Origin of the sequence: Pseudomonas sp. WC2, from assembly GCF_050586545.1 — a bacterium.
Lineage (GTDB): Bacteria > Pseudomonadota > Gammaproteobacteria > Pseudomonadales > Pseudomonadaceae > Aquipseudomonas.
On sequence record NZ_JBOBDR010000017.1, the window covers coordinates 131,489 to 152,466 of the forward strand.

Genomic DNA, 20,978 nt, shown 5'->3' on the forward strand with positions numbered 1-20,978 from the left:
AAGTTTGCACGATACACCTGCCGCAGATTTTTTGGTGACCCTAGCGGCCCCTTCGCGAGCAGGCTCACTACCACCCTTGGAATGCGTTCCCCTGCTCGCGAAGAGGCCCACTCAGACACCACAGACCTCGGTTACAGCAGATTCCCACCCACCACCGGCTCAATCTGCGCCCAATGCGAAGCGTCTTCACGATGCGCCTGCAGATACGGCAGAACCGCCGCGAGCAACGGCTCCTTGAACGCCTCTTGAAAGCGATGCGCCAACCCCGGAATCAGCCGCAACTGACTGCCGCGAATATGCGCTGCCAGATGCACGCCGTGCATCACCGGCAGCAACGGATCGGCGGTGCCATGCACCACCAGCGTCGGCACGCGCAACTGATTGAGCAACGCCACTCGGCTCGGTTCAGCAAGGATCGCCATGATCTGCCGCTTCACACCTTCGGGATTGAACGCCCGGTCATACGACGCCGCTGCCTGTTGCAGCAGCGCCTGCCGATCATCGGTGACCGCCGGGCTGCCTAATGCTGCGAGTAAATCGGCCTGCTGCTCCAGCGCCACTTGCCGATTCGGTGCACCGCGACGGGACAGCAATTGCACCAGCGCTGCACTCGGCGCCGGCAAGCCTTCGGCGCCCGACGTGGTCATGATCAGCGTCAGGCTCTCGACTCGCTGCGGCGCCATCGCCGCCATGTGCTGGGCAATCATGCCGCCCATGCTCGCGCCCAGCACGTGGAATTGCTCAACGTGCAGCGCATCCATCAGCCCCAGTGCATCGTCGGCCATGTCGGTCAGGCTGTACGGCGCCGAGACTGGCAGCCCAAGTTTGTAGCGCAGCACTTCAAAGGTCAGGTTGGCCTCAACCGGCGCCTGACGCCAGGTCGACAGACCGACGTCGCGATTGTCATAACGGATCACCCGAAAACCCTGCTGACACAGCGCGACCACCACCTCATCCGGCCAGTGAATCAACTGCCCGCCGAGGCCCATTACTAGCAGCAATGCCGGGTCCGACGCGCGACCAATGCTTTGATAAGCGATGCTGACTTGTTGCAGATCGACGTGCTCGGTCGGCACGTTGACGTCGCAACGCGCGGCCGCCACCGACGGCGCACCGAACAAAAGCGCGGCCAACATGGCCGCGACCGATAAAAACACTTTGTGCATGAAAAACACCGAAACGCAGAACCCCAGTAGAGCGCGAGTCTGATGAAGTTTGTTCAAGCGCGCTGCCACAGTTGCGTGACAGTTTGATGAAGAGTGCCGAGCGGTCATTGCGCGGGGTGTGAAAAGACCCTGTCGACAGCTTGGTTAACATGAGACAAACTCACCGCCATTGCTGAATCAACAAATTCTATTCATGGAGTCATCGGTGCTTGAGATCCGTCACCTAAAGACCTTGCATGCCCTGCGCGAGGCCGACAGCCTTGTCGACGCGGCTGACCGCCTGCATTTGACGCAATCGGCGCTGTCCCACCAATTCAAGGAACTGGAAGAGCGCCTGGGCATGCAACTGTTCGTGCGCAAGACCAAACCGGTGCGGTTCACCAGCGCCGGGTTGCGCTTGCTGCAGTTGGCCGACGCGACACTGCCGCTGCTGCGTGCGGCGGAACGCGACATCAGCCGCTTGGCTGGTGGCACCGCCGGGCGTCTGCACATGGCAATCGAATGCCACAGTTGTTTTCAATGGCTGATGCCGACCATCGACCAGTTCCGCGACGCGTGGCCGGAAGTCGAACTTGATCTGGCCTCGGGCTTTTCCTTCGCGCCGCTGCCGGCCTTGGCGCGGGGTGATCTGGATCTGGTGGTCACCTCCGATCCGCAGGAAATCGCCGGTATCACCTATGTGCCGCTGTTCACTTACGAAGCGATGCTCGCCGTGGCCAATCAGCACGCGTTGGCGAGCAAGCCGTACATCGTGCCGGAAGACTTGCTCCCGGAGACGCTGATCACCTATCCGGTGGAACGTGATCGCCTGGACATCTTCACCCGCTTCCTCGAACCGGCGGATATTGAACCGGCGCAGGTGCGCACTTCCGAACTGACGGTGATGATGATGCAACTGGTTGCCAGCGGTCGTGGCGTCTGCGGCATGCCACACTGGGCGCTGCATGAATACAGCTCGCGCGGGTATGTGAAGGCCAAGCGGCTGGGCGAGAAAGGTTTGTTTGCGACGCTGTACGCGGCGATCCGTACGGACATGCTGGATGCGCCGTATATGCGCGATTTTCTGCTGACGGCGAAGGACACATCGTTCTCGACGCTGGATGGGGTGAGCGCGGTTCGCTGATCAACATCCAATGCAAATCCCCGTGTGGGGTCAGAGTTGGCGCCACATATGGATCTTGTCGAAGTAGTCTTCGCCGACCCGCACCGCCAGCGGTTCGAGGCCAAACTGGATGAAGCCGCAGCGCTCGTAGAGTTTGAATGCGGCCTCATTGCCGGCGGTAACGGTCAGTTGAATCAGCTGCAACGCCGGATGATTCTGCGCTTCGGCCAGCGCCGCTTGCACCAGCTCGAAGCCCAACCCGTGCTGACGAAAATCCGCTGAAACGTACATGCCAAACAACGTGGCCTTGTGTCGCGCTTTCTCTCGCGGCTCGAAGGCCAGGCCGACGATCCCGGCCAGTTCCCCGGATTCGAACGCGCCGAGCACTACATCCAGCTTGCTGGTCAGGCGCCCTTCCCACCAGCTCAGCGGCATCACCGCCCGTTCGCGCACGCTGGAGGTGAACGCCTGCGGATGGCGGTCATAGGCTTCAAGCATCAGCGCCCGATAAGCCAAGGCATGACTGGCGTTCATCCGTTCGATCCACATGTTCAAGCCGCCCTGCGCTGCTCAAACATCAGCCGTACCGCCAACCCGGCCAGCACAAATCCCATGAAGTAGCGCTGCATCGCCAGCCACCTCGGATTGCTCACAAACCATGACGCAATACCCGCAGCGAACAACGCAATCAGCAGATTGATGGTGAAGCTGACGCTGATTTGTGTGAGCCCGAGAATGATGCTTTGAGTGAACACAGAGCCGTGCTCAGGTGTGATGAACTGCGGAAACACCGAGAGATAGAACACCGCGATCTTCGGGTTCAACGCACTGGTGAGAAACCCCATGGTGATCAGTTTGCGCGACGAGTCCGGCGGCAGTTGCTGCGCCTCGAACGGCGAACGCGCTCCGGGTTTCAGCGCTTGCCAGGCCAGCCACAGCAGGTACAGCGCGCCAGCCCACTTCAACACTTCATAGGCCATTGGCACCGCAAGAAATACCGCAGTCAAACCGGCGGCCGCTGCAAACATGTGCACAAAGAACCCCGCGACAACACCAAGCAACGACGTCACCCCGGCCTTGCGCCCCTGACAGATCGAACGCGAGATCAGATAGATCATGTTCGGCCCCGGCGTCAGCACCATCAGTAACGCGGCAGCGGCAAAAATCAGCAAATCAGGAAGCGGGATCATGGCAAAGTCCTTTGCGTGAATGATCAGGCGATGGCAGTCAGCGAGGCTCGATAAAACGGCAGGATCACATCACGTGTCAATGGCGCCAGATCGACATCACCGTCAGTGGCCGGATCGATCCACAGCACTTCTTCGATTTCAGCCGCAGGGGAAACTTCGGCGTTGATGGTCAGTTGAAAGATATCTGCCTGTACAACAAATCCCGGCTCGTTCGCGGCTGGTGCTGAAAACTGACCCAAGAAAGTCGCCTGCGCCGGATCGATGTGCAGATCCAGTTCCTCTTCCAGCTCACGGGCCAAAGCATGCACCGGCAGCTCGTGCGCTTCGATCTTGCCACCCGCTTGCATGAAGGCGCTGGTGCCGCGTTTGCGCACCAACAGGGTTTGGCCATTGGCGTTAAGCAGCAGCGCGGCGGCAATGCGGATGATGGAGGTGGTTTCGCCGGAAAGCGTCGACATAAAAGCTGCCCTTGATTCAAAAACACCAAGGATCCCATGGCCGGGCGATGGTCGCCACTTGCAAAAATTCGATGCGTGAACGCCGCTCCCACAACGGGATTTGCGGTGGTTCGTAAATTTGTGTCTGGCGACCGAGTATTACCAGCGATACTTTCGTCTGATCGTTTGGTGAAGTTGCCTCATGCAGGCTCACGCCTATATGGGAAACGTGTTTATCCCTGAATCTTCGCTGAATATTCCGAGTCCGAACCAAGGAAACCGTATGAGCCTGTCACTCCTGAGCCGCTACGCCTTCTTTGCCGTCTGCGTGATCTTTACCCTCGCCAGCCTGCCCTTCCTCGAACATGACTGGCTGTGGCCGATCACCGCCGTCACCGCTGTGCTGAGCTTGCTGGGTCTGTTCGATCTGCTGCAGACGCCCCACGCTGTGCGCCGTAACTACCCGATCCTCGGCAACATCCGCTACCTGGTCGAAGGCATCCGCCCGGAGATCCGCCAGTACCTGCTGGAATCCGACAGCGACGCCCTGCCCTTCTCCCGCGCACAGCGTTCGCTGGTCTATTCGCGGGCGAAAAACGAGACCGCCGACAAACCGTTCGGCACGCTGATCGATGTCTATCAAGCGGGTTTCGAATTCATCGGCCACTCGATGCGCCCGGCACCGTTGAGTGATCCGAACAGTTTCCGCGTCACCGTCGGCGGCCCGCAGTGCTCGCAGCCGTACTCGGCGTCGGTGTTCAACATTTCGGCAATGAGCTTCGGCTCGCTCAGCGCCAACGCCATTCGCGCGCTGAACCAGGGCGCCAAACTCGGTAACTTCGCCCACGACACCGGTGAAGGCAGCATCAGTCCGTATCACCGCGAACACGGCGGCGACCTGACCTGGGAACTGGGCAGCGGCTACTTCGGCTGCCGCACCAGCGATGGCCGTTTCGACCCGGAACGCTTCGCCACTCAGGCGCAGAACCCGCAAGTGCGGATGATCGAAATCAAGATGAGCCAAGGCGCCAAACCCGGCCACGGCGGCATCCTGCCCAAGCACAAGGTCACCAAGGAAATCGCTGAAACCCGCGGCATCCTGATGGGCGAAGACTGCGTCTCGCCGTCACGCCACAGCGCGTTTTCCACGCCGATCGAGATGATGCATTTCATCCAGCAATTGCGTGAACTGTCCGGCGGCAAACCGGTGGGCTTCAAGTTCTGCCTCGGCCATCCGTGGGAATTCATGGGCATCGCCAAAGCCATGCTGGAAACCGGCATTCTCCCGGACTTCATTGTTGTCGACGGCAAGGAAGGCGGCACCGGCGCGGCGCCCGTGGAATTCACCGATCACATCGGCGTGCCGATGCGCGAAGGGCTGCTGTTCGTGCACAACACCCTGGTCGGCCTGAACCTGCGCGACAAGATCAAACTCGGCGCCAGCGGCAAGATCGTCAGCGCCTTCGACATCGCCAGCGTGCTGGCCATCGGTGCCGACTGGGCCAACTCGGCGCGTGGTTTCATGTTCGCCATCGGCTGCATCCAGTCGCAGTCCTGCCACACCAACAAATGCCCGACCGGCGTCGCCACGCAGGACGCTTTGCGCCAACGTGCGTTGGTGGTTCCGGACAAAGCGCAGCGCGTGTTCAACTTCCATCGCAGCACCCTCAAAGCCCTGGCGGAAATGCTCGCGGCGGCAGGACTTGAACACCCGTCGCAACTGTCGGCCAAGCATTTGGTGCGACGCATGTCGGCGACTGAAATCAAACTGTTTTCGCAGCTCCACGTGTTCCTGAAACCGGGTGAATTGCTCACTGGGGAAGTGAATGGCGAGTTCTATTCGCGGATGTGGCAGATGGCGCGGGCGGACAGTTTCGAGCCGAACGAAATCGCCGCCGCATAAGCTGCGCAGCGTCAGTCTGTACGACAGGCTGGCGCTTCAAACCTCACGATTGCGAAACAGCACAAAGCGAAAAAAGCAGTACGCCAGCAGCAGATTGATCCCGGTGAACGTCGCCACCGTGACCAACCCATGCAACGCTTGCGCATCGCCCAGCGAGCCGATGCCAAAACTCACCCCGCCCATCACCACAATAAACAGCAGATAGCCGGGCATCGACGTGCCTGTCTCGAAGATGTACAGCACATTCACGTAAATCGTGAACGCGGCGGCCACACAGAACGCGGCAAAATTGCTCGCCGCCTGAGTCAGCCCGCCAGCGCTGCTCATCACGAAAAACACTTGCCAATGGATCAAGGCATCGGCCACGCCGATGACCATGAGTGCAGGGAATCCTTTCATCACCGCTCCTCGCCACCCAGGATTGGACGGAGGCTCACGCTAAGCCTGCAGCCCCTCTTTGGTCTACTGTCAGAAATTACAGGTGAGAGGTCCATTCCGACGAGTGGTGCAGGCTCGTTACCGCAAAATTCGGCTGTGCAGCAGGTCATTTGTCTGTGTTTCGGGCCGGCTATAAACAGCAAAAGATCGCAGCCACCGGTAGCACGTACCGGAAACACGTTCCAAAGTAGGGCTGCCGGAGGCTGCGATCTTTTGTTTCAGAGGCTATGAATCAGGACGCTGAACGTGCCGCCACTTGCGAATCACCGGTGGGTTGCAACTTGAACACATAGAACAACACCGTCAGCAGCACCAGGAACGCCGGGCCGATATACAGCGCCACGCGGGTGTCCGGGAAGTACGCCATCAGGCCGACCACCAGCACCAGAAATGCCAGGGCAAAGTACGAGCTGACCGGGTACAGCCACATCTTGTATTTGAGGCCGGCACGCTCACTGGCGCTCAGGCCTTTGCGGAATTTCAGTTGCGCCAGCAGGATCATCACCCAGGTCCAGATCGCGCCGAAGGTGGCAATCGAGGTCACCCAGACGAAGACTTTTTCCGGCACCAGGTAGTTGAGCAGCACGCCCAGCAACAGCGCAGCAATCGACAGCAGCAAGGCACGACGCGGCACGCCGTTGTTCGAGGTCTTGGCGAAACCCGCCGGGGCCTGGCCGTTCTGCGCCAGGCTGTAGAGCATGCGCCCGGTGCTGAAGATGCCGCCATTGCACGACGACAGCGCGGCGGTGATCACCACGAAGTTGATGATGCCGGCGGCGGTCTTGATGCCCAAACGCTCGAAGGTCATCACGAACGGACTGCCCTGAGTGCCGATTTCGTTCCACGGGTAGATCGACAGGATCACGAACAGCGCGCCGACGTAGAACAGCAGAATCCGCCAGAACACCGAGCCGATCGCATCGGGAATGGTCTTCTGCGGATTCTTCGCTTCGCCAGCAGTCAGGCCGATCATCTCAACGCCGAGGTAGGCGAACATGACCATTTGCAGGGACATCAACACACCGGTCACGCCGTTGGGCATGAAGCCGCCATGGGCCCACAGGTTAGAAATGCCCAGCGCCACACCGTCATTGCCGAAACCGAAAGCGATGATGCCGACACCGCCGATGACCATGGCAATGATCGTCACGATCTTGATCAGGGCGAACCAGAACTCGAATTCACCGAAGGCTTTCACCGCGATCAGGTTGATCGATCCCATGCTGACCAGCGCCGCCAAGGCCCAGATCCAGCGCGGCACATCGGGAAACCAGATGCCCATGTACACGGCCACCGCGGTGATTTCCGCGACGCAAGTCACCAGCCACAGGAACCAGTAGTTCCAGCCGGTAAGGAAACCCGCCAAAGGGCCAAGGTAGTCTTGCGCATAACGACTGAACGAACCGGCCACCGGGTTGTGCACGGCCATTTCGCCGAGCGCGCGCATGATCACCAGGATCGCCAGGCCGCCGAGAATGTAGGAAATCATGATCGCCGGCCCGGCCATTTCAATAGCCTTGGCCGAACCTAAGAACAGACCGACGCCGATACAGGCACCGAGCGCCATCAGGCGAATATGCCGTTCGCCGAGTTCGCGTTTGAGCGGACCGCCCTGAGCGGTATCGCCGTGAGGCAGGGGATTGCCAACTGGCATAGGGGTACAACCTCGTCTTGTTATTGGATAGACCACCGAGTGTCGAAGCGTCGGCCGATAAGCCTTGGCTTGAAATGAAACCGCGCCTGCTTTGTGGGCAGATGCGTCTTGCGGGGCTACCGGCAAGATCAGCGGGGCGTGCAGTATAAAAACCCTGGGGCAGAGCTTTTCACTCTATAAATCACAAGATTCAGCGGGAGTTGTCGCAAAGAGGTCTGTCGACCTGAGGGATCAACTGGCCAGGATAGGAAAACTCGCCACCGAAAACGGCGGCGAGTATTGCACAACCTTGGTGCGTCGTGCCTTATGCAATGGGTTTTGCGTTGAGCAAAACCGGCCTCATGCTCGATGCTGCGTGTCGCAAAGAGAGGGCTTCACTGCACGACCTGAATCGAAAAAAGCTCATCCGGCAAATCCGGTAGCTCGAAGTGGGAGAGGTCTTCAACGCGATCAATGTAATCGGGGTCAATATCATCGAGACGGAATTCGCTGACGTGATACACACGCCCGCCTTTCGTATTTCTAAAGGTTTGGTATGTCGAGGCGAGCGCACCGCTTTCCAGCACCTTATGCAGACCCTCCTTCATGGACTGAATGCTTTCAAATTTCGCCAACCCCGCATTCGGGTCGTAAAAATACCATACTGGCTTGCCGTCGATGACTCTTACTCCTGCGATCATGGCGTGATCTTGGGTGCTGATTCTAAGACTTTTGGAATCAGGCGATGACAGCAGGTCAGCAATGATGTTGTCGGCACTCATGACATCCGGGGTGCCATTCGGATGAAATTTATCACTACGTGCAACCTTGTCCTGAAAACTTCTTAAATCTTTAATGAATTTCTGTGAAGGCGGATTATCTGCCTTGTTAGACACCTTGTAGAAATTTTGTAGAAGTATCTGTTCTTTACCGTAATGAATGGCAACCGCCATCGCATTCGACAGCCCTGCACACTCCCCTTTGGTAGTTAGATCGACATAGGCCGAGTAGTAGCTCTGTGACAATGACGTGACCTTCACTCCCGCGCCTTGACAGTCCTGCAGCAGTAGGCTGGAAAAGTAAGCAGCATCATCGAGCAGCCTTTTTTTTATTTCCTTTGTTAAAGCCCCAATCTGTTCGGGACTCCAGTCAGGCCGGGACGCTAACGTGTATAAATCTTCAAGTTTCATTGTAGGGGTGTAGCCCGTTATCCGTTCCAGGCTTCCACTTTCAAAACCTTTGTTATACGCATGCAAATTATTGGGGGCTTGCGCATTTAATAAATTACTGTGGTATTCCACAAAGTAGCCGGGATGATTTGTATTGGCCCCATAAAGCCGATTTGCACCCGGGGTTTTAGGCGTAAAGGCGCCTGGAGAACCATAGAGCCGGTTCGTTTGAGCGTTGTAGGGATACCACTCACCGTTTTTCAATACGCCCACGCCTGCGACACTTCCGTCAGCCATTTTGAACGTGCCCAACACTGTGGGCCCGTGTTCTTTACCCACCGCATGGAGCAACTTATAGCCATCCGGTGCGTTACGCAGCCAGTCAAGCTGGCGCAAAGCGCGTACTCCGACAAACTTGAGGCCACGGCCTACAAGACCGACTGTCCCCCCTACCAAAGCGGGTAGTGCACTCAACGGATTGAGTTCGCCGATAACAAACGTACCGATGATTTTGGCCGCGCGTAGCGCCTTGGTGAGTGCCGAAACGGACTGGGTCGCGACTTTCGCCAGCTTGGAGACAATGCCCGCGCCAGCGGTGACGAAACCCAATACATCCATGAACAAATCCATGGTGCCGTCGGCGTAGTTGCCCTTGATGAAATTGCTGATGGCAGACTTGAACGGGATCAGGTCCACGACGAAATCCACCGCCGCCTTCAGTTTTGCCGCATGTTTGTCCCTCGTGGTCTGGCCTCTGGCTTCCTGCAGGACTTTTTGGTTGTCCAGGTCCAAATGCTGGGCAAAGGCAAAGGCGATTTCCATGGTCCTCTCGCTGGAGTAACTAAGGGGCGTCGCAAACGGCGGGAGCTTGGAAGTCGCAGTCAATGGCCGATCCGCTTTGAAAAGCTCCGTGGTGTGGATGAGGCTCTGGTTGGAGGGTTGAGGAAACTCCGTTTCCTTTCCTGGATGCTTCTTGTGTAGCCCGATCACACCCTTGTTCAAGTTGATGTAATAAAGGGTTACTTCGCCACTCAGCTCCACCCGCATGGTTAACTCAGGAGCAGTATGAGTTAAATCTCTCCCCCAAAAATCCGAACGAAGCCTGTATACCTTGCTCTGAAAGAAATCGATTTGCCCATATTCAAGTTTTTCCCTGTCGCGCAGTGGCAGTTGGGAAATCAGGTGCCTGACCGTCGCCATCGCGCCTTTCTTCAGTGCAATGATTGTTTTGTCAAACTCGGCTTTGAACTCCTCCTCCACCCCCAGCTCCAGATTTGAGTTAATGTCACGAGTCAGGTATGAATAACGGATATTCTCGGTCCCCCACGTGTAATAAGGCGGACCTCCCATCATCGCAATATCCAAAAGTGAATGCAGGCCCCATGTTCCGGAAAAGACTTCATCGATTCCGTTACCCACCCCTGACCTGGTGTCGTAAAACAGAGGCGTCTCAAAAGGAACTTGGCCTGGAAACTTTTCTTTGAGTTTACTCAGGGCAATTGCCCGACGGCTTGGAATTTCACGGCTCAACAACGTCGATACGTTAAGCCGCTCATTCAGTTGCCGATTGTATTCCTGGGTAATGACTTTCAGTTCTGCATCGGTTACTCGATCATCCGCTTTCTCTTCGATCAAGCCATTGATGAAGCCCCAATCGATCATCGCCAATGTCTGGGCCTGCCTGGCAACGGCAGGTTCATCAAGCTCGGCGTTTTCCGCGCAGATCATTACTTGCCCGAAGCTCATGTTGGCCACCTTCCCCGGCGTCCGGGCTTCAATCACGGCGCAGGCGACCGCCAGATTGACCCAGGCAGCGCTGCCATACCTCACGCTGTCGGGAATCTCTTTGATCAAGTAGACACTGGCGTACCCTGCCAGCACGACATGCGCGGTCAAACCGGACATTGACGCACTGCTCTTTGCAGAAAGTTCAAGGAAATCCCGGAAATTTTTAACGATCGTTGCAGCGGTCTGGCCCCAGTGTCGCGTATCTGCCAGATCAAAGTCAGCAACGTTGCTTCGCTCTCCGATGCCAATAGACAGGTGCCCCAAAAGCAGCTGAATAGCGGCCAATGCATGTTCATCAATACTGACATCGGTAGAAACCGAGTTCATCTTGGTTTGTACCGCGAGACCAAGTGCCTGCCCTTGCGGACCGCGCACCAGGACTTCCACTGCACTGGCAGGATCGGCCAGGGCTTCACTGGAAAGTGGCTGCCCGCCGTTCAGATGATCCAGTACGCCCAAGCCTGGCTTTCCATAGCTGTCGAGCGTCTGAAGGTAACTTGACGCCGCGCTGTAGGCGCTGTTCTGTTGAGCCGTCGTCCAAGGCACTGTCCACGATAATGCCCCTGTAAAATCTCCAAATGGGTGGACCGATATATTGTCAATCTCGGCCAGCAGATCATTCGAATTATTATCAGGCGGCGCAACAACTGCCGACGAAGAACTCTTGAAACCAGACATATTTACTTCCTTGGTGAATTAAATAGGTAAAACCAGCTAAAAGAGAACACCAACATTCGCCCAGAAAGAAGTGCGCATGCATTACCAAGTAAATACATTACTGATCGCAACTCATGCCACGTCATTGATTGCACCATCAGCAAACATTCCACATCACATGAATCTGCCTACGGCAACATCTAAAAACAACATCCACTGACCACTGAAGTAGCCTCGGCACGCGAATACACTCAGCTTGAAGAAGCCTGGGCATCAACCTCACTCATAAAAAGTTGCTTCTTCAGGTCGTCATATACCAAACAAAAAATTGCCAATACCCAGCCACACTTTCATGTGCGCTGTTTACTTTATCAACGACGCCACAACTGCGTAGCGCGACCACGCATGCCTTAGCACAAGAGCCCGCCCCCCTGCACAACCTGACCTCATCCAAAGAAAATCCGCCCGCCCTTCACAATTCCTCCTCTCACCGCCAAACCAGCGTCTAAGCTTCAGTCAAGTCCGATCAATCTGCGTGAATGGATCAATCGACTATGGGCGCTTTGTGGCAAACCGATTCGAGTAAAACCGTGGTTCCGACTGAACGTATGGATGAAGCGTCCCCCCCTGAAAAACCCCGCCGTCGCCGGCACGGCTGGAAGGCGTTCTGGTTGTTGCTGGTGATCATCGCGGTGGTCGTAGGCCTCGCCGCGTCCAAGGAAATGCGCACCTCACGCTTTCAGTCACGGGAACTGAGCCAGTACGCCGCCGCGCTGACCTACAAGCTGGAACCGGGCCCCAGCGAAGCGATTCGTTATCCGGGCAACGGGCCGTTCGATTTGCGTCTGGGCTACAGCTCTCTCGATGAATTCCTGCCGCGCCTGCTCAAACGCGATTACGTGGTCACCGAGCAGACACGCTTTTCTCCGGCCTTGCTCAGCTACACCGACAAGGGCTTGTTCGTGCCCTACTCCGAAAAGATTCAGGCCGGGTTGTCGATCACCGATTGCCGGGCCGCGCCGCTGTACAAATACAACTACCCGCAGCAGCTGTACTCGAACTTCGCCGCCATTCCGCCGGTGGTGGTCAGCAGTCTGTTGTTCATCGAAAACCGTTTTCTGCTCGATCCCAAACAACCGCTGGCCAACCCGGCAGTGGACTGGCCGCGCTTCGGCATGGCGGCGTGGTCGCAGGTGGCAAAATTGCTGCACCTGCCGGGCCAGTCCGCCGGCGGCAGTACCTTGGCCACGCAACTGGAAAAATACCGGCATTCGCCTGACGGCCTGACGGTGTCCGGTGCGGAGAAGCTGCGGCAGATGATGTCCGCCAGCGTGCGCGCCTATCAGGACGGCCCGCAAACCCTCGGCGCACGGCAGAACATTGTTCGTGACTACCTCAATAGCGTGCCGCTGTCAGCGGTGCCGGGCCATGGCGAAGTGCACGGCATGGCCGAGGGTTTACGGGTCTGGTACGGCAGCGACTTCACCAAGGCCAACGAGCAACTGAACAGCCCGGCCACCGACGCGAAAACCATGGCCGACAAAGGCCTGGCCCTGCGTGAAATGCTCTCGCTGATGATCGCTCAGCGCCGTCCTTCGCATTACTTGAACAAGGGCCGCGAAGAACTCACCGACCTCACCGACAGCCACCTGCGCCTGCTCAAACAGAACGGTGTGATCGACGGCGCCCTGGCCGATGCCGCGCTGGCAAGCAAGGTTACCTATCGCGACTGGCAGACCCAGCCGACCATTCAGCCGATTGAAACCAACAAGGGCATCAGCGTTGCCCGCAGCCGTTTGGCGAGCATGCTCAATCGTCCGCTCTACGACCTCGATCGCCTCGATCTCTCGGCCACCAGCACGCTGCAGGGTGACCTGCAAACCCAAGCCACCGACTACCTGAAGAAACTTGCCGACCCGGCCTTCGCCGCGCAAATCGGCCTGCTCGGCGAACGCCTGCTGACGCCGACCAGCACCACGCAAGTGCGCTACAGCTTCACCCTGTTCGAACTGACCCCGGACGGCTCGCGGGTGCGAGTGCAGACCGACAGCACCGACCAGCCGTTCGACATCAACGAAGGCAGCAAACTGGAACTGGGCTCGACGGCGAAGATGCGCGTGCTCACCACCTACCTGCAAATCATTGCCGAGTTGCACGACAAATATGGCGCCATGAGCGTGCCGGAATTGAAGAAAGTCGAAGTGCCCGATCAGGATCGCCTGAGCCAGTGGGTCATCGACTACCTGATCCAGAACAAGGATCACGACCTGTCGAAGATGCTCGGTGCAGCGCTCGACCGCAAATACTCGGCCAGCCCCGGCGAGGCGTTTTTCACCGGTGGCGGTTTGCACACCTTCCATAACTTTCGCAAGGAAGACAACGGGCGCCTGCCGACCTTGCGCGACGCTCTGCGTGAGTCGATCAACCTGCCGTTCATTCGCTTGATGCGCGACGTGGTGCGCTACGTCACCTACTCGGGCCCCAACAGCAGCGCCGAACTGCTCAAGGATGATCGCGACCCGCGCCGGCAGGAATACCTGGCCAGTTTCGCCGACCGCGAAGGCACCTCTTTCCTGCTCAAGTTCTGGAAGAAGTACCGCAACAAAGACACCCAGGCACGTCTCGACACCTTCCTCGACAGCATGCGCCCGACGCCGATCCGCATGGCGGCGGTGCATCGGTACCTGCTGCCGGAAGCCAGTCAGGAAGACTTCAACACTTTCGTGCGCGCGCACCTCAAAGGCGCCAAGCTCACCGAGAAACTCAGCGATGACCGGCTGATCCGCCTCTACGATTCCTACGGCCCCGGCAGCTACGATTTGCCCGATCAGGGCTTTATCGCCAAGGTGCACCCACTGGACCTGTGGATGATGGGCTACCTGCTCAAACACCCGGACGCGACCTTCAAGGATATCGTCAAGGCCAGCCAGTTCGAACGTCAGGAAGTCTATAGCTGGCTGTTCAAGAGCAAGCACAAGGGCGCCCGCGACAGCCGCATCCGCACCATGCTTGAGATTGAGGCGTTTCTCGAGATTCACCAGCGCTGGCAGAAAGTCGGTTATCCGTTCGACCATTTGGTGCCGTCGCTGGCCACCGCTATCGGCAGCTCCGGCGACCGCCCCGCTGCGTTGGCCGAGCTGATCGGTACGATCCTCAATGATGGCGTGCGCATGCCGACCCTGCGCATCGACAGCCTGCATTTTGCCCAAGGCACGCCCTACGAAACCAAACTGGTCAACGACCCGCATGTGGGCAAACGGGTGATGCCGTCGGAAGTCGCCACCGCCATGCGTGAGGCGTTGTCGCAAGTGGTCGATGCCGGTACGGCGAAACGGGTTTCGGGCAGTTTCAAACTGGCCGACGGCACGCCGTTGGCCATGGGCGGCAAGACCGGCACCGGCGACAACCGCATCGAAGCCATTGGCTCCGGCGGGCGGATTCTCAGCTCGAAATCAATCAACCGCACGGCGACGTTCGTGTTCTACATCGGCGATCACCACTTCGGTACGCTGACCGCGTTCGTGCCGGGGCGCTCGGCGGAGAACTTCAAGTTCACTTCGGCGTTGCCCGTGCAGGTGCTCAAAGGCATGGCGCCGATTCTCACCTCTTATCTGCAACCAGGCAGCGACACGGCTTGCCAGCCCACTCAAGTGGCGCAGCGATAGGCTTTGGTAAAACGGTGGTAGCCGGCTATTTTTCTGTTGCTGATTTTGAATCAGTCCAACAAGCAATGGCGTATTTGATCCGCTGATAATTGCGCGTTTTTTTCATCCTCGACGGCGCTAGCCTGATCATCCCTATCGAGACTCAAGGATGATCACGATGTCGGTATCAACGCTGCCTGCAAACGCTGCAGGTACCAGCAAACACTTCACGCTGCTCAAACAAACCATCGGCGACCACTTTCAGACCGCCGCCCCGGAACGTATCCAGGCCTTGGCCCGGAGTTCACGCAAGATTGAACCGTGGCACGTTGCAAGCCCCGAACTCGACGAGAGCAACAAGGCCGCGTGGATCACCCAGAACGCGGCCGATGAAGCCCTGGTCCAGACCCAGGATGCGCGAACCTTTGCCGAACCCTTGCTGCGCCGCGCCTTGCGGGAAAAATACGCGGTGAACGTTGATGTCAGAACCACGCACCTGCTGCTCTACATTCCAAAAAATGGTTCGTGGGGGCTGCCTGATCCATTGGGCGGTATAACCGCTCGCAGCGTCTCGCTACTGGATGCAGCCCTGCACAACTTTGCCGTGGGCGAGTCCTTTATCGAAAAGGACTCGGCGTTCACCAGTCAGCCCGATGCCCGCGGGCAGTTCACTATCCAAAATATCCAGCGCAACATGACCATCAAACAGTTCATGACCCTGTGCCGCGAACTGGACATCGGCAAGCAATACCAGGCGCACTTGAAGCAAGCCCTCAAGCCCATCGGGGTGGTAGACCGGCTGGAACTGAAGAACACACTCAAAGCCAATGAAAAATCGATGTTCGCGAACGCCGCCGCGATGGCGTTGGCCAAGGGCGACATCAGCGAAAACGCGCATTCGGTCGTCACGGGCCTGATGGCGGGCAACACCGGCCTGACCCTGCTCGGCAAGGTCACTGAAGCCTGCGATCTGTCGCTGCTGGGCACCCTGCTGACTGGCATCGTGGTGTTTGGCCCGGTGACGCAACAGGCGACCGGCGACGACCCGATCGTGGTCTACGTGCCCCACGATCCCGAACACCCGTTCAAGCAATACGACTCATGGAAAGCCTTCATTCGTGAGCTGGCGCGACAATTGCGCGAAAACAAAACCGCACCGTCATCGCAGATCAGCTATCGGCAGTTCTTCAGCCAGTTTGTCGATCAACAGCAGCGCGGCCATTTCTTTGCGGGTTTGCAATCGCGACTGACCACGCCGACCTTTCACAGGGATGTTGCGCCCGATCAGCGCCCCGCCTGGCGCGACAGCCCGGTGGAACAGCCCGACCTGCAGTTTGTGCGCACGGCGTTCACCGGTGATCTGGCGGCGCACTTGTTTCAAAGCAAACTCGACAAGGTGCTCAAAGACGCCCGCGAAATTGCCATTTCCACAGCGGACGCTGACAGTCACGCACGCAAGGCGTGGTGGGACAACTTCGCGAAAATCGCCTGGGACATCTTCAATGTCGCACTGATGGTCGCCACTCCGTTCGTCCCCGGGCTGGGCGAAATCATGCTCGCGTACAGCGCGTTCCAGCTCGGCACAGAGGTCATCACCGGCGTGGTCGACCTTGCCGAAGGTCAGTGGAAAGACGCTATCGATCATCTGGTGGGCGTTGTGGATCAAGTGGCACAAGCTGCTGCCATGGTCGCTGGTTTCAAGGCCGGCAAGCCGTTGCTCAACAAAGCCTCGGCGTTCGTCGACGGCCTGTTGCCGGTGAAAATGGCCGGTGGTGAAACCCGTTTATGGAACCCTGATCTGAAGCCCTACCAGCTCAAGGACGTTGGCCTGGCAACCGCGGCCCGTCCCGAGGCCAACGGCCTTCACCCATTCGGCGGCAAGCAGATTCTGCGCGTCGATGAGCAGCATTATGAAGTCGCCCGGGATAGCAAAACCGGCCGACACCGCATCCAGCACCCGCAACGCGCCGACGCCTACATGCCCGAAGTCAGGCTCAACGGTGCCGGGGCTTACGCGATTGAAACCGAGCAACCGCGCACGTGGGAAGACGCCATGTTGCTGCGCCGGCTCAGCCCGTCCGCTGCCGCCCTCAGCGACATCGAACTGCAAACCGCCCGACAGATCAGCGGCACGGATACCGGTGAATTGCGCCGCATGTACGTGGAAAATCGCCAGCCACCTGTGTTGCTTAACGACACCTTGATCCGTCTGGACATCGACCGCAGCATCGAGACCTTCATCGAGCAAATGCGCAGCGATGACCCGGCGGTGTACGGCAAAGCCGACTCCGTCACCCAATTACAGATCATGACGCAGCACGGTATGTGGCCGGAAAATGCCTCGATGCGGGTCATCGACGGTGCGGGCAAGCAGCTCTGGGAGCACAGCGAACCCCTGTCCCCGCCCGGCAAGAAACTCATTGTGCAATTGCAGGAGCGTCAGCTGCTCAACGGCGAATTGCTCAGCACCGTGATGGCGACACTGGACCACAACGGCACGGCGGTGATCCTTGATCAGCCGCCAGGCACGCCGGTCGGCTCGCTCGCCACGCGCACCCAGGCACTGCGCCAGCGGATTGTCGAGATAGCCGAGCGCGAGCGGCAAAAACTCTTCGATGCCGACTACGCCAGCCGTGAAGACACCGCCAAAGCGTCGAACCAGATCGTGCGCAACGCGTTCCCCGAGATCCCCGCGCAAGGCATCGACAACCTGCTGGCTCTGGCCAGCGAATCCGAACGCAAAGTCATCGAGGATGAGGCGCGCCTGCCCCTGCACCTCAAGCGCATCGCTCAGGAACTGCAACTGGAAACCCGCACGGCGCGCAGCTATGAAGGCTTTTACCGCGACGCGTTGATCAGCGCCGACACCGAGCGTCTGGTGCTCAATGCCCTGCGCATTCACAGCGATGCGCTGGGCGAGGTGCGCCTGGAAATTCGCCAGGATCGCTTCGACGGTGAGCTGATCTGCAAGGCCGGCCCGGCGAAGGCAAAGGTCGTGCGCATTCTGGTCAAAGGCACAGGCAACACCTATGAAGTCCGCGACCCGGCCAACACACGGCTTCACGAAGCGGCGGATCTTTACCGCGCCGTGTTGCAAGCCCTGCCGGATGAGCAACGTCAAAACCTCGGTTATCTGCCCCGTGAGGGCGCGATGTTCAAGCAATGGGTGATGGTGAAACTCGAGCCCCCGTTCGAACGGCGCATCGCCCTCGACCCACGCGATCCACCGCCCCCGGTACCGACGCAGGATCTGCTGCTGTTGCGCGGGCCGATGCTGTCGCGATCACCGCGCACGCTGGATGAGCGGGTAGCCGATCTGTACCCGCATTTCAGTCCGCGCGAGGTCAGCCTTTTCGTCAAATCCCTCACCGACCAAGGCGACGCCAGTGAGACCCTGATGCGACTGGAGCAAGAACTCGGCGAGCTGCGCGATACCCTCAACAGTTGGTTGTTCGATCACATCGTCGACTGGGGCATGCACAGTTCCGACTTCATCATGACTGGTGGTAAATACCTCGCCGATCAGATGCTGGAATGTTTCGAACGGCGCAGCGAAGTGTTCGGTAAACAGCCCATCCACTCGCAGGCCGGCTACGCCCTGGACTTGTCCAGCGAAGTACCCGGCTACGACCTCGAACGCTGGTGGAAGAAGCTGCCGGAGCAAAAAAAATACGCGAAACAGATAGATGCGCTGAACGTCGACAACGTGCGTCTGCGCTCAAAACAAACTGGGTTGCTCGACGACTTTCGTCATGTGCGGCAACTCAGTGCACGCAACTGCGAGCTGCCGCGCTTACCCGCATCCATCAGCAACATGCAGGCCCTTGAAGCCCTGCGTTTGAGCGAAAACAAGATTCGCTTGAAGCCAGAGGATGTCGAGCGCCTGCGCCACCTGACCCGTATGGAAATTCTGCGCCTTGACGACAACCCGCTCGGTGCACAGATCAACATCGGGCGCATGCCGCGACTCAAAGTGCTGAGCCTGAACAACACCGGCATACAAACTTGGCCGGAAGGCATTTTCAATCATCGGCGGCCGAGGAGTTTCTTCCTCGACATGCAGCAAAACCCGATCACCGAAATCCCCGACGTTCCCGCTGGCTCGGATCAGGCGTTCATCATTGCCCGCACGCGGATCTTCACCCTCAATCTCACCGATGCAAACCGGCTCGCCTACGAGGCTTATCGAACCTCCGTCGGCTTCAATGCACACCATTTTTATTCCACCAAAGCCAACAAGGAGATGGCTCGCTGGCCGGTCTATGAGGACCGGGTCTGGCACAACCACGCCGGCCTCGGCACTTACCGGCAGGAAGCCTGGGGTGATCTGGCAACGGAGCCCGAATCCAAGGGCTTTTTCAAAGTCATCGAAAAGCTCAGGCAATCGGCCGATTACCTCGCCGATGGAGAGCCGCGCATGGATTTGTCCGATCGGGTGTGGCGCACGATCGAGGCGGGCTATCTCGACCACAACCTTCGCGACGAACTGTTCCTCATGAGCACCTCGCCGACGAGCTGCGCCGATGCCGGGGCGCAGTTGTTCAACAACATGGGGATCAAAGTGCTGGCCTCGGAAGCCCGTTCATCAGCGACCACCGCCGCCGAACTGCAAACTTCAATGGTGACGCTGGCACGCGGCGCCGCCCGCCTTGAAGCGGTGGGTGAAATCGCCAGGAGCGACATGCTTACGCGTACGCAACGCGCCGATGAGGTCGAAGTGCACATGGCCTATGAAACCAATCTGGCGGAACGTCTGGGTCTGCCCTGGCAGTCGAAAAACATGTTGTATCGGCAAATCGCGCAGGTCAGCGAGCAAGCCATTGATCGTGCGTACGACAAGGTCATCGCCGATGAACAGGGTGACGGACTGGTCGATCGCATGCTGGATCTGTCGATCTGGTCGAGCTTTCTCGAAGAGGCTTACCCTGCCGAATACCAGCAGAATGCTCTGACCTTTCAGGACAAGATCGGGCAGTTGGAGGATCTGCGCCGTGCACAGGAGCAATGGGCAGACGCCGCCGATATGGCGCAAGCGCAAAAGGCCTCCTTACGCCAGCAAATGACCACCCTCGCCAAACAGATTCCCGTGAGTGAAAGCCTGATCTTCACCGGTGCCGCGATGACCGAAGAAGCCTACGGGCAAATCTCCATTGACCTGGGTGAACAGAAAAAAGAGCTGGGCAGAAGACTGACCCGTGCGGCGCTGAAAGAGGCAGGCCTCTGATCGGTCAGCGGCGAGACTGAGCAACCCTTCGAGGCGAGCGGTGCCTGCTCCGGCGGACCAGGTCACCGCGATGTTTGAGTGACACGGCTTCCCCACGGGATTGAACGTGCATAGCGTTCACGGCGCCAACGCCTCGAAAATCATGTGCACGCTGCCGTAGTAATGACCCGGCCGATAACCGCCCTCCGGCGGCTGATCGGCCGCCACTTCGAGGCGCACCCGTTTGCCGGGGCGAGCATCAAAATCGCTGACCACCTGATCCGCATCGAGACTCAGACGTTTCTGATTGAAGGTCACGATCAGCGGGATGTTGTCGCTGCCATTGCCATTGCTCAGGTACGGCTCGGCCGCTATCCGTGCAGAGATCGCGCCGTTGCTGTTCTTCACATCGAAGTTCTTGCGCAGCGGCGTGAACTGTCCGGAATCCGGATTGAACGGCAGGTTCTGTTCCAGATGAATCCAGTCCGGCTCCGACGGCAGCACAAAGAACTCCGCCGTCGGAATCGTCACCGAAACCTCGAAGGTTTCACGCTCGCTGATAGCCTGCGCCCGCTCGCTGGCGAGAACCAGCAGCGGCAGCAACAGGGTCATGGGAATGGCCTTGAACATGCTGGTCACCTTGCCCGC

Annotated in this window: 12 protein-coding genes; 4 read left to right on the forward strand and 8 right to left on the reverse strand. The window is 58.4% G+C overall.

What is annotated here, in order from left to right; all coding sequences use genetic code 11:
- Window positions 1-131: 131 nt before the first annotated feature.
- On the reverse strand, window positions 132-1,166 hold the full coding sequence (locus ACQ4OE_RS20745) for an alpha/beta fold hydrolase (protein ID WP_430947729.1): 1,035 nt from the start codon (window positions 1,164-1,166) through the stop codon (window positions 132-134).
- A 205-nt stretch (window positions 1,167-1,371) separates the two neighbouring features.
- Here ACQ4OE_RS20745 and metR point away from each other — a divergent pair, with 205 nt between their 5' ends.
- On the forward strand, window positions 1,372-2,289 hold the full coding sequence (gene metR / locus ACQ4OE_RS20750) for a transcriptional regulator MetR (RefSeq protein ID WP_122589789.1): 918 nt from the start codon (window positions 1,372-1,374) through the stop codon (window positions 2,287-2,289).
- A 30-nt stretch (window positions 2,290-2,319) separates the two neighbouring features.
- On the opposite strand, the gene ACQ4OE_RS20755 is transcribed toward metR, so the two are convergent.
- The 3 genes from ACQ4OE_RS20755 to ACQ4OE_RS20765 are packed head-to-tail and all read right to left on the reverse strand — an operon-like array spanning window position 2,320 to window position 3,916.
- On the reverse strand, window positions 2,320-2,817 hold the full coding sequence (locus ACQ4OE_RS20755) for a GNAT family N-acetyltransferase (protein WP_430947730.1): 498 nt from the start codon (window positions 2,815-2,817) through the stop codon (window positions 2,320-2,322).
- A gap of 2 nt (window positions 2,818-2,819) precedes the next feature.
- Window positions 2,820-3,458, reverse strand: a complete 639-nt coding sequence (locus ACQ4OE_RS20760; RefSeq protein WP_430947731.1) for a LysE family translocator — start codon at window positions 3,456-3,458, stop codon at window positions 2,820-2,822.
- A 23-nt stretch (window positions 3,459-3,481) separates the two neighbouring features.
- A complete protein-coding gene (locus tag ACQ4OE_RS20765) occupies window positions 3,482-3,916 on the reverse strand; it encodes an NUDIX hydrolase (protein WP_430947732.1) in 435 nt (144 codons plus the stop codon).
- 262 nt (window positions 3,917-4,178) lie between these two features.
- On the opposite strand from ACQ4OE_RS20765, the gene ACQ4OE_RS20770 reads away from it, so the two are divergent.
- Entirely contained in the window at window positions 4,179-5,798 is a 1,620-nt protein-coding gene (locus ACQ4OE_RS20770) for an FMN-binding glutamate synthase family protein (RefSeq protein ID WP_430947733.1), read from the forward strand.
- Between the two features lie 36 nt (window positions 5,799-5,834).
- Here the strand turns inward: ACQ4OE_RS20770 and ACQ4OE_RS20775 are convergent, their stop codons facing one another.
- From ACQ4OE_RS20775 to ACQ4OE_RS20785, 3 genes are all read right to left on the reverse strand, one after another.
- Window positions 5,835-6,197 (reverse strand): GtrA family protein, encoded by a 363-nt coding sequence (locus ACQ4OE_RS20775; RefSeq protein WP_430947734.1) that lies wholly within the window; start codon window positions 6,195-6,197, stop codon window positions 5,835-5,837.
- Window positions 6,198-6,468: 271 nt separating this feature from the next.
- A complete protein-coding gene (locus tag ACQ4OE_RS20780; protein WP_430947735.1) occupies window positions 6,469-7,890 on the reverse strand; it encodes an amino acid permease in 1,422 nt (473 codons plus the stop codon).
- Window positions 7,891-8,264: 374 nt separating this feature from the next.
- Entirely contained in the window at window positions 8,265-11,504 is a 3,240-nt protein-coding gene (locus ACQ4OE_RS20785) for a hypothetical protein (protein ID WP_430947736.1), read from the reverse strand.
- A gap of 533 nt (window positions 11,505-12,037) precedes the next feature.
- Between ACQ4OE_RS20785 and ACQ4OE_RS20790 the strand changes: the two genes are divergently transcribed.
- Window positions 12,038-15,148 (forward strand): transglycosylase domain-containing protein, encoded by a 3,111-nt coding sequence (locus ACQ4OE_RS20790; RefSeq protein WP_430947737.1) that lies wholly within the window; start codon window positions 12,038-12,040, stop codon window positions 15,146-15,148.
- Window positions 15,149-15,305: 157 nt separating this feature from the next.
- Entirely contained in the window at window positions 15,306-20,351 is a 5,046-nt protein-coding gene (locus ACQ4OE_RS20795; protein WP_430947738.1) for an NEL-type E3 ubiquitin ligase domain-containing protein, read from the forward strand.
- 117 nt (window positions 20,352-20,468) lie between these two features.
- On the opposite strand, the gene ACQ4OE_RS20800 is transcribed toward ACQ4OE_RS20795, so the two are convergent.
- On the reverse strand, window positions 20,469-20,960 hold the full coding sequence (locus ACQ4OE_RS20800; protein WP_430947739.1) for a CS1 type fimbrial major subunit: 492 nt from the start codon (window positions 20,958-20,960) through the stop codon (window positions 20,469-20,471).
- Between the last annotated feature and the right edge of the window lie 18 nt (window positions 20,961-20,978).